Below are 9,345 nucleotides of genomic sequence, written 5' to 3'. Positions count from 1 at the left end.
GAAGCCGTGGCCCAGCTTTCGGGCTGTAGGTGGTAGGACAGGTTCAGACCATCGAAATCGCTGGAGACGGTGACGCCGCCGAAGCCGACCATCTTCCCGCCCGCCTCGACCGCCCAGCGGCCAAAGCCGTGCCTATCCCAGTGGCCGATGTCGCGCGCGAGCCTTGCGGCGCTGTGCTGCGGCGTATCCGGCGTCGGATCGGGACGATGCGCGACAAGCTCATTGCGCGAGAAGAGGTCGATCAGGAAAGCCAGGCCGGATGTTGCCGGCCGGCGCCGCAGCAGCCTTCCGCTACGCTGGCTGGAAGGCAGTGACACGTTCATCCGCTCCCAGCCCGGAGCCGACCGGCCTTAAAGGATCTCAGTCTTGGCGATGTGGATGCCGAAGCCTTCAAGGCCGACATAGTGGCGCTCGCGCGAGGCGATAAGGTTGATCGAGGAAATGCCGAGATCCTTGAGGATCTGCGCGCCGAGGCCGATCTCGCGCCATTCGTTCTCGCGGCGGCGAGCTTCTTCGTGGTCTTCACGATCGCCGCTTGCCGGCCGCTTGCGCTCCTGGTGGGCAACGCCAACTGAGCCCTCGCGCAGGTAGACGATAACGCCGCGCCCGCGCTCGCCCATCGCCTTCATGATGGCGTCGAGCCGATGGCTGGTGCCGAACACGTCGGTCACGACATCCTCGGAGTGCAGGCGCACCGGAACCTCCTCACCGTCGCGGATATCGCCGAAGACAACCGCGACGTGGTGCATGGAATCCCAGGGCAATGTGTAGGTGAAGACCTGAGCCTTGCCGCCGAGCGTGTCGATGTCGGAGCAGGCGACGCGCTCGACCAGCGTTTCCTTGCGCTGCCGGTAGGCGATGAGATCGGCCACCGAAACCTGCTTCAGGCCGTGCGCCACGGCGAAGGCCTGCACTTCGGGACCGCGCTTGACCGTGCCGTCATCGTTGACCAACTCGGAGATGACGCCGATCGGCGGCAGGCCGGCGAGCTTGCAAAGGTCGACGGCGGCCTCGGTATGGCCGGAGCGCATCAGGACGCCGCCTTCGCGCGCAATCAGCGGAAAGATATGGCCGGGGCGGACGAAATCGGAGGCGCCGACATTGCCGTTGGCGAGGTTGCGGACGGTGAGCGTGCGGTCGTCGGCGGAAATGCCGGTCGTGGTGCCGTGCTTGAAGTCGACGCTGACGGTGAAGGCGGTGGTGTGGGCGGAGTCATTGTCGGCCACCATTGGCGCCAGGTTGAGGCGCTTGGCTTCCTCGCGCGGCATCGGCGTGCAGACGATGCCGGAGGTATTGCGCACGATGAAGGCCATCTTCTCCGGCGTGCAGTGGACTGCGGCGACGATCAGGTCGCCTTCGTTCTCGCGCCCGTCATCGTCCATGACCACGACGATCTCGCCGCGCTCGAAGGCGCGGATGGCTTCGACGATCTTCTTTTGGTCGTATGGCATTGTGCGCTCGCTTTGCTCGCAAGGGAGTAGGGGAATAGGGCAGTAAGGGAGCAGGGGAAAGCGAAAAGTTCGGCGTCGGAGCGCGAGCTAGCCCTACTGCCCTACTGCCCTACTGCCCTACTGCCCTACTGCCCTACTGCCCTACTCCCTTCCCCGTCTGTCCTCTGTGCCGCAGATAGTGATCGGCAATCGCGCAGGCAACCATCGCCTCGCCGATCGGCACAGCGCGGATGCCGACGCAAGGGTCGTGGCGGCCCTTGGTCATCACCTCCACGTCGTTGCCGTCCTTGTCGATCGATTTGCGCGGGGTCAGAATCGAGGAGGTCGGCTTGACGGCGAAACGGGCGACGATCGCCTGCCCGGTCGAGATGCCGCCCAGGATGCCGCCGGCATTGTTCGACAGGAAAACCGGCTTGCCGTCATTGCCGATGCGCATCTCGTCGGCATTCTGTTCGCCGGTGATGCGGGCGGCCTCGAAGCCATTGCCGATCTCGACGCCCTTGACGGCGTTGATCGACATCAGGCCGGACGCGATGTCCTGATCGAGCTTGGCATAGATCGGCGCGCCGAGACCGGCTGGAACGCCCTCTGCGACGATTTCGATGACGGCGCCGACGGAGGAACCCGCCTTGCGGATGCCGTCGAGATATTGGGTGAAGACGGGAACCGACGCCGGATCCGGCGTGAAGAACGGATTTTCCGCATCGCCGATGAAGTTCCAGTTCCAGTTGGCGCGATCGATGGATTTTTCACCCATCGAGACCAGTGCGCCGCGCACCATCATACCGGGCACGACCTTGCGGGCGAGCGCGCCGGCCGCCACCCGCGCCGCCGTCTCGCGCGCCGAGGAGCGGCCGCCGCCACGGTAATCGCGCAGGCCGTATTTGACCTCGTAAGTGTAGTCGGCATGGCCCGGCCGGTACTGGCGGGCGATCTCGCCATAGTCCTTCGAGCGCTGGTCGACATTCTCGATCAGCATCGAGACGGGCGTGCCGGTGGTGATCATCGTCTCGCCGTCCTCGTCGAGGATGAAGCCGGAGAGGACTTTGACCTCATCCGGCTCGCGACGCTGCGTCACGAAACGCGACTGGCCGGGCCGGCGCTTGTCGAGTTCGGCCTGGATTTCCGCTCGGGTGAAGCGGATGCCGGGCGGACAGCCGTCGACAACGCAGCCGAGTGCCGGCCCATGGCTTTCGCCCCAGGTGGTGACGCGGAAAAGATGGCCGAACGTGTTGTGAGACATGGAAAAGCGCCCTGCCCGGCGGCGGAGCCGGTAATCTTCTCGGTGGCGCAGCGTCCTCTGCGCGCCCAAAAGGACGCGCGGCGCTGCACGCTGCCTTCTATTGGCGTTTTCCACAGTGGTCAAACCGGCGGATCCAGCATGATGGATGATTTCGGCGCTACGGCGGCATCGTCCGATGTCGAACCACTGCGCCGCAACCCTCGCTGAGCCACCATCTCGGCATCGGGCTGAACAACAAACGCCGTGCCGGTCGATCTATAGCCGCTGTTGTTTCCCGGCTATCCTATGAAGCCAGCGAGGTCGGGCAGGCGGTCTCTCCAGTATCTTATGGATCGTGCAAGTAAGGCAGCCGCGTGATTGGGGGCGGTGGAGCTAGGATTTCCTTTTGGGATTGGCAAGGCCGCCAGTATCGGCTAGCTAGCTGTGAGCTTTCGGGAGGTTGTCCATTCGGACCGGACCGAGGAGACTGGAGTTACCACGCTTCAGCATCCATCGGAGGATCCGAATGAACATCCATAAGAATGCCCGTCTCACACCGCTGCGTCGAGAGGAGATGGCGCTGTCGGTGATAGAAGGCGCTTTCTCCAAAGCCCATGCGGCGCGTGTCTACGGCGTGTCGGCCAAGATCGTGGCGCGCTGGGTCGAGCGCTACAAGTCCGAAGGGCGGGCCGGCATGATCGACCGTTCCTCGCGGCCCGCCCATATGCCGCAGGCCACCGCTGCGTTGATCGCCGAGCGCATCATGGCGCTGCGGCGGCAACGTTGGACCGGCAAGCACATCGCCCATGAGGTCGGCGTCTCGCCCGCCACCGTTAGCCGGGTTCTCAAGCGTGCCGGACTGTCGCGGTTGCGGGATATCGACCCGGCCGAGCCGATCCGACGCTACGAGCGCGAGCATCCTGGCGAGATGATCCATATCGATATCAAGAAGCTCGGTCGTTTCGAGCGCATCGGTCATCGCATTACCGGCAAGCGCACCGGCAATGCCAGCTCGCGCGGCAGCAGTTGGGAGTTCGTCCATGTCTGCATCGACGACGCCTCCCGCATCGCCTTCTCGCAGATCCTGCCCGACGAGAAAAAAGAAAGCGCCATCGCCTTCCTCAAGGCGGCGGTGGCCTACTACGCCAGCCTCGGCGTCACGATAGCCCGCGTCATGACCGACAACGGCTCCTGCTACAGATCAAAGGCCTTCGCCAAGGCCTGCCGCGATCTCGGCCTCAAGCACGTCAGGACAAGACCCTATACACCCAAGACCAATGGCAAGGCCGAGCGCTTCATCCAGACAGCACTGCGCGAATGGGCTTATGCCATCGCTTATCCGACTTCAGATCACCGCGCCGCAGAGTTGCCGGTCTGGCTGCACAGATACAATTGGCACCGTCCCCACGGGAGCCTAAAGTCCAAAACACCTATCAGTCGCCTCGCTCTAACCGAGGACAACCTGTTGAGGCTCCACAGCTAGCTAATGCGTATAATTTGTATAATTGTCTATATCAATAGACAAATTTGCGCAACCGATGGAGTGCCGCCATGCGAGGACAGGAAGCGCGCGAGCAGGCCGGGCGCAAGGCGGCGATGGCGACGCTGGCGCAGTCCGGCGGCGACGAGATCGCCCGGCTCTGGAGCGAGGCCGGCCTGCCCCTGGAAGCCGAGCTACTGCGCGGCCCCGAAACCGGCCTGGTGACGGTGCGCGGCCGCATCGGCGGCGGCGGCGCGCCCTTCAATGTCGGCGAGGCGACGGTCACCCGCGCCACGGTGCGCCTGCCCTCCGGCCAGGTCGGCCATAGCTATGCGCTCGGCCGCGACAGGCAGAAGGCGAAGCTGGCCGCGATCGCCGATGCGCTGTGGCAGGACCCGGCCCATCGCGACGTTGTCGAGACCAGGGTGATCGCGCCGCTGCGCGCTGTGCTCACCGAGGCGCACGAAAAACGCCGTGCCGAGACGGCGGCGACAAAAGTGGATTTCTTCACCATGGTGCGCGGAGAGGACTGATGGAGACGCAATCGATCGAAGGCGGTTTCGCCGATCCGGTCTTCAATGCGCAGACGGTGTTCCGCGCCGTCATGGATGCGATGGCGCGGCCGGGCAGCGTGCAGCCGCTGCCGGCCTTTGCCCGTCCGCCGGCGCCACTGTCAGCGACTTCAGGCGCGGTCGCGCTGGCGCTCTGCGACAACGACACGGCGCTCTGGCTCGATCCGGGCTTGCAAGCCGAGCCGTCGGTCAGATCCTGGCTCGGCTTCCACACCGGCGCGCCGCTCGCCAACACGCCGGCCGACGCGCATTTCGCCATTGTGGCCAGGCCGGCCGAGATGATGGCGCTGGATGGCTTTTCGCAAGGCACGCAGGAATATCCCGACCGCTCGACGACGCTGATCCTCATCGTCAGCGATCTCGCCTCGGGCGCTCCCCTGCTGCTCGAAGGCCCGGGCATCGAGAAGATGGCGATGCTCGCGCCGGCCGAGATGCCGCGCCACTTCATCGAGCAGTGGAAGCAGAACAGCCAGCGCTTTCCGCGCGGCGTCGACATCATCCTGGCAGCACCGGACGGGGTCGCCTGCCTGCCGCGCACCACGCGCATCAAGACGATGGAGGCCTGACATGTATGTCGCGGTGAAAGGCGGCGAGGCCGCGATTGCCAATGCGCACCGCCTGCTTGCCGATCGCCGGCGCGGCGACCGCTCAGTGCCGGCATTGCGCCTCGACCAGATCGTCGAGCAACTGGCGCTCGGCGTCGACCGGGTGATGAGCGAGGGTTCGCTCTACGACCGCGAGCTGGCCGCGCTCGCCATTGTCCAGGCACGCGGCGACATGATCGAAGCGATCTTCCTCATCCGCGCCTATCGCACCACGCTGCCGCGCTTCGGCTACACCAGCGCGGTCGACACCGGCGCCATGCTCATCGAGCGCCGCGTGTCGGCGACCTACAAGGACCTGCCCGGCGGTCAGCTGCTCGGCCCGACCTTCGACTACACCCACCGGCTGCTCGATCCCGAACTTGCCGCCGGCGGCGACGTCGCCGAGCCGATGGAACGCCCCATCGAGGCCGAGCCGATGCTGCGCGTTTCGGCGATCCTTGCCCGCGAAGGCCTGATCGAGGCCGACGGCGACATGCCCGGCGACCACGTCCCCGGCGACATCACCCGCGAGCCGCTGCAGTTCCCGATGGCGCGCGACATCCGCTTGCAAGCCCTGTCGCGCGGCGACGAGGGGTTTCTGCTGGCTCTCGGCTATTCCACCCAGCGCGGTTATGCCCGCAACCATCCCTTCGTCGGCGAAATCCGCATTGGCGCGGTCGAGCTGGAACTGGAGGTGCCGGAACTGCCCTTCGCCGTGCCGCTGGGCTCGGTCCGCGTCACCGAATGCCAGATGGTCAACCAGTTCAAGGGCTCGGCCAAGGCGCCGCCGCAATTCACCCGCGGCTACGGCCTGGTCTTCGGCCAGAGCGAGCGCAAGGCGATGGCGATGGCGCTCTGCGATCGGGCCTTGCGGGCCAGCGAATTGGGCGAGGATGTCGTCGCCGCCGCGCAGGACGAGGAGTTCGTCATCTCGCATTCCGACAATGTCCAGGCGACCGGCTTCGTCGAGCACCTGAAGCTGCCGCATTATGTCGACTTCCAGGCCGAGCTCGACCTTGTGCGCCGTATGCGCGCCGAGCACGACGCCCGCGAAAATCACCGCACTGGCGAGGAGAAGCGGGAGGCCGCCGAATGATCGAGAGCCTCTCCTACATAACCTTCGTCGTGCGCGACCTCGACCGCATGAGCGAGATCCTGACCGGCGTATTCGACGCGCGCGAGATCTATGACAGCGGCGCCCGGCAGTTCTCGCTGTCGCATGAAAAATTCTTCCTGATCGGCGATCTCTGGATCGCGATCATGCAGGGCGAGCCGCTTACCGAGCCCAGCTACAATCACATTGCCTTCAAGATCGACGACGCCGATTTCGACCGCTACGCCGAGCGTGTCAGAAGACTCGGCATCGACATGCGCCCGCCGCGCCCGCGCGTCGAGGGCGAAGGCCGCTCGATCTATTTCCACGACGACGACAACCGTCTGTTCGAGCTGCACACCGGCACGATGGCCGAGCGGCTGGCGCGCTACAGGGAATTGGAGGTCGTGCAATGAGCTCAGCTGTCTCCGCCACCGTGACCGGCGTGCCCACCGCCATCGTGTCCACTGTGGCCCTCGTAGCCACCACCGCCGCCGTACCAACTTTCGGAATTGTTGGAACCTTCCCTTGGCGCCGGAAAAATCGTGCGCCGAAGAAAAAAGACGACCGCGCCGGCGAACGCCAGCAACACGATCCCGAGGTGCATCCATCCGGCAGAATTCATTCCGATCGGGTCCGGTTTCCACGCCTTGCAAGTCAATTCGGTAGCACGGAGCGGATGTGATCGCCATGACCGACATCGCCACCTACAACTTCGCTTATCTCGACGAACAGACAAAGCGGATGATCCGCCGCGCCATCCTCAAGGGCATCGCCATACCCGGCTACCAGGTGCCTTTCGCCTCGCGCGAAATGCCGATGCCCTATGGCTGGGGCACCGGCGGCGTCCAGGTCACCGCTTCGATCATCGGCCCCGACGACGTGCTGAAGGTCATCGACCAGGGCGCCGACGACACCACCAATGCCGTCTCGATCCGCGCCTTCTTCAAGAAGGTCGCCAACGTCGCCGTCACCACCGAGACGGCCGAGGCCTCGATCATCCAGACCCGCCATCGTATCCCCGAGCATCCGCTGACCGCGGGCCAGATTCTGGTCTATCAGGTGCCGATCCCCGAGCCGCTGCGCTTCCTCGAGCCGCGCGAGACCGAAACGCGCAAGATGCATGCGCTGGAGGAATACGGCCTGATGCATGTCAAACTCTACGAGGACATCGCCAGGCACGGCCGCATCGCCACCACCTACGCCTATCCGGTCAAAGTCGAGGGCCGCTACGTGATGGACCCGTCGCCGACGCCGAAATTCGACAATCCGAAAATGCATCGTTCGCCGGCTTTGCAGTTGTTCGGCGCCGGCCGCGAAAAGCGCATCTATGCCGTGCCGCCCTTCACCGACGTCGTCAGCCTCGATTTCGAGGACCATCCTTTCGAGGTGCAGACCTTCGACCAGCCCTGCGCGCTCTGCGCGGCCGAGAACGTCTATCTCGACGAGGTCATCCTCGACGACCATGGCGGCCACATGTTCGTCTGCTCCGACACCGACCACTGCGAGAAGCGGCGTGAGGAAGGCCATCGCGGCCACCTTGCGCCTGACGCCCAACTTGCTCTCGAAAAAACGGAGCCGGCCGAATGACCGACGAACCGCTGCTGCGCGTCTCGGCGCTGTCCAAATTCTACGGCTCGCGCGTCGGCTGCGAGACTGTCAGTTTCGACCTGTGGCCGGGCGAAGTGCTGGCGGTGGTCGGTGAATCGGGCTCCGGCAAGACGACGCTGCTCAACTGCCTGTCGACCCGGCTGCTGCCCTCTTCCGGCACCGCCAGCTACCGCATGCGCGACGGCCAATGGCGCGAGCTTTACCGCATGAGCGAGGCCGAGCGTCGCTTCCTGATGCGCACCGACTGGGGTTTTGTCCACCAGAACCCGGCCGATGGCCTGCGCATGACGGTGTCGGCAGGCGCCAATGTCGGCGAGCGGCTGATGGCCGTCGGCGACCGCCACTACGGAAAAATCCGCGCAACCGCCGTCGACTGGCTGTCGCGCGTCGAGATCGACGAGGACCGCATCGACGACGAGCCGCGCGCCTTTTCCGGCGGCATGCGCCAGCGCCTGCAGATCGCCCGCAACCTCGTCACCGGGCCGCGCCTCGTGTTCATGGACGAACCGACCGGCGGCCTCGACGTCTCGGTGCAGGCGCGCCTGCTCGACCTGCTGCGCGGGCTGGTCACCGACCTTGGCCTGGCGGCCATCGTCGTCACCCACGACCTCGCCGTGGCGCGGCTACTGTCGCAGCGCATGATGGTGATGAAGGACGGTCACGTCGTCGAAAGCGGCCTGACCGACCGCGTCCTCGACGACCCGCGCGCGCCCTATACGCAGTTGCTTGTTTCTTCGATTTTGCAGGTGTGATGATGGCGCCAAGTCACCCCCCTCTGTCACGGGCTATCTGCAATGTTGGAGATTGGCGAAACCGCACGAGGCCGCCCCTTCTCCCCGTCACTATACGGGGAGAAGTGCCCGGCAGGCCGATGAGGGGCGGCGCTGACGTGGCGGGAATGCGCGCGGACGCCAATGCCGTCCCAGGAGCGTCGCCCAGCGCAGAGCACTTCAGCTGGACCTCGGCGCTGCCCCTCATTGTCCAGCCGGACATTTCTCCCCGTATAGTGACGGGGAGAAAGGGCCATATTCTCCCGCCGATCGGCGACAATAGGAAGACCTTCTGATGCCCACCCCTCTCGTTGTCTCCGATGTCGCCAAAAGCTTCACCATGCACCTGCGCGATGGCATCCGGCTGCCGGTCGTCGCCGGCGTGTCCTTCTCGATCCGCGCCGGCGAATGCGCCGTGCTCGGCGGCCCGTCCGGCGCGGGAAAAAGCTCGATCCTCAAGATGCTCTACGGCAACTACGCCGTCGACGAGGGCCAGATCATCGTCCAGCACGAGAACGGCCTGATCGATCTCGCCAGCGCCAGCCCGCGCACGGTGCTTGCC

12 protein-coding genes are annotated in these 9,345 nt (G+C 65.1%); 9 read left to right on the top strand and 3 right to left on the bottom strand.

Translation table 11 applies throughout. The features are described from left to right. From EOA33_RS14420 to aroC, 3 genes are all read right to left on the bottom strand, one after another. The coding region (locus tag EOA33_RS14420; protein WP_145989140.1) for a GNAT family protein at window positions 1-323 on the bottom strand (323 nt) is incomplete at its 3' end. Between the two features lie 27 nt (window positions 324-350). Next, entirely contained in the window at window positions 351-1,451 is a 1,101-nt protein-coding gene (ribB, locus tag EOA33_RS14415) for a 3,4-dihydroxy-2-butanone-4-phosphate synthase (protein ID WP_126055936.1), read from the bottom strand. Between the two features lie 133 nt (window positions 1,452-1,584). Then, window positions 1,585-2,694, bottom strand: a complete 1,110-nt coding sequence (aroC, locus tag EOA33_RS14410; protein WP_127405917.1) for a chorismate synthase — start codon at window positions 2,692-2,694, stop codon at window positions 1,585-1,587. A gap of 505 nt (window positions 2,695-3,199) precedes the next feature. Here aroC and EOA33_RS14405 point away from each other — a divergent pair. The 9 genes from EOA33_RS14405 to EOA33_RS14365 all read left to right on the top strand — a co-directional run. After that, complete coding sequence (locus EOA33_RS14405; protein WP_127405916.1) at window positions 3,200-4,156, top strand: IS481 family transposase; 957 nt, start codon at window positions 3,200-3,202, stop codon at window positions 4,154-4,156. Between the two features lie 68 nt (window positions 4,157-4,224). After that, window positions 4,225-4,686 carry a phosphonate C-P lyase system protein PhnG gene (phnG, locus tag EOA33_RS14400; protein ID WP_126058230.1) on the top strand — a complete coding sequence of 154 codons (462 nt, stop codon included), beginning with the start codon at window positions 4,225-4,227 and terminating at the stop codon, window positions 4,684-4,686. Further along, on the top strand, window positions 4,686-5,291 hold the full coding sequence (gene phnH, locus EOA33_RS14395; RefSeq protein WP_127405915.1) for a phosphonate C-P lyase system protein PhnH: 606 nt from the start codon (window positions 4,686-4,688) through the stop codon (window positions 5,289-5,291). The genes phnG and phnH overlap by 1 nt, the downstream gene beginning before the upstream one ends. A 1-nt stretch (window position 5,292) precedes the next feature. Next, window positions 5,293-6,405: a carbon-phosphorus lyase complex subunit PhnI gene (locus tag EOA33_RS14390; RefSeq protein WP_127405914.1), complete on the top strand. Its 1,113-nt coding sequence runs from the start codon at window positions 5,293-5,295 to the stop codon at window positions 6,403-6,405. Next, on the top strand, window positions 6,402-6,818 hold the full coding sequence (fosX, locus tag EOA33_RS14385; RefSeq protein WP_127405913.1) for a FosX/FosE/FosI family fosfomycin resistance hydrolase: 417 nt from the start codon (window positions 6,402-6,404) through the stop codon (window positions 6,816-6,818). Before EOA33_RS14390 ends, fosX begins: the two co-directional genes overlap by 4 nt. Then, the gene (locus EOA33_RS14380; RefSeq protein ID WP_127405912.1) at window positions 6,815-7,087 is read left to right on the top strand and encodes a hypothetical protein; all 273 of its coding nucleotides are present in this window, start codon (window positions 6,815-6,817) and stop codon (window positions 7,085-7,087) included. Before fosX ends, EOA33_RS14380 begins: the two co-directional genes overlap by 4 nt. 5 nt (window positions 7,088-7,092) lie before the next feature. After that, complete coding sequence (locus tag EOA33_RS14375) at window positions 7,093-7,992, top strand: alpha-D-ribose 1-methylphosphonate 5-phosphate C-P-lyase PhnJ (protein WP_127405911.1); 900 nt, start codon at window positions 7,093-7,095, stop codon at window positions 7,990-7,992. Then, entirely contained in the window at window positions 7,989-8,765 is a 777-nt protein-coding gene (phnK, locus tag EOA33_RS14370) for a phosphonate C-P lyase system protein PhnK (RefSeq protein ID WP_126058225.1), read from the top strand. The genes EOA33_RS14375 and phnK overlap by 4 nt, the downstream gene beginning before the upstream one ends. Window positions 8,766-9,078: 313 nt before the next feature. Next, window positions 9,079-9,345: ATP-binding cassette domain-containing protein (locus EOA33_RS14365; RefSeq protein ID WP_127405910.1), on the top strand; the 267-nt coding region annotated here is incomplete at its 3' end.

The sequence above is a fragment of the Mesorhizobium sp. M4A.F.Ca.ET.050.02.1.1 genome, assembly GCF_003997725.1.
Lineage (GTDB): Bacteria > Pseudomonadota > Alphaproteobacteria > Rhizobiales > Rhizobiaceae > Mesorhizobium.
Note: the sequence above shows the minus strand (reverse complement) of the source record. Positions and strands in the feature narration are given on the sequence as shown.

What these genes read in the sequence shown, in the direction of transcription:
- phnG (WP_126058230.1), top strand. Translation starts at nt 4,225, where the DNA reads ATGCGAGGACAGGAAGCGCGCGAGCAGGCCGGGCGCAAGGCGGCGATG.
- EOA33_RS14380 (WP_127405912.1), top strand. Translation starts at nt 6,815, where the DNA reads ATGAGCTCAGCTGTCTCCGCCACCGTGACCGGCGTGCCCACCGCCATC.
- EOA33_RS14375 (WP_127405911.1), top strand. Translation starts at nt 7,093, where the DNA reads ATGACCGACATCGCCACCTACAACTTCGCTTATCTCGACGAACAGACA.
- phnK (WP_126058225.1), top strand. Translation starts at nt 7,989, where the DNA reads ATGACCGACGAACCGCTGCTGCGCGTCTCGGCGCTGTCCAAATTCTAC.
- ribB (WP_126055936.1), bottom strand. Translation starts at nt 1,451, where the DNA reads ATGCCATACGACCAAAAGAAGATCGTCGAAGCCATCCGCGCCTTCGAG.
- aroC (WP_127405917.1), bottom strand. Translation starts at nt 2,694, where the DNA reads ATGTCTCACAACACGTTCGGCCATCTTTTCCGCGTCACCACCTGGGGC.
- fosX (WP_127405913.1), top strand. Translation starts at nt 6,402, where the DNA reads ATGATCGAGAGCCTCTCCTACATAACCTTCGTCGTGCGCGACCTCGAC.
- phnH (WP_127405915.1), top strand. Translation starts at nt 4,686, where the DNA reads ATGGAGACGCAATCGATCGAAGGCGGTTTCGCCGATCCGGTCTTCAAT.
- EOA33_RS14405 (WP_127405916.1), top strand. Translation starts at nt 3,200, where the DNA reads ATGAACATCCATAAGAATGCCCGTCTCACACCGCTGCGTCGAGAGGAG.
- EOA33_RS14390 (WP_127405914.1), top strand. Translation starts at nt 5,293, where the DNA reads ATGTATGTCGCGGTGAAAGGCGGCGAGGCCGCGATTGCCAATGCGCAC.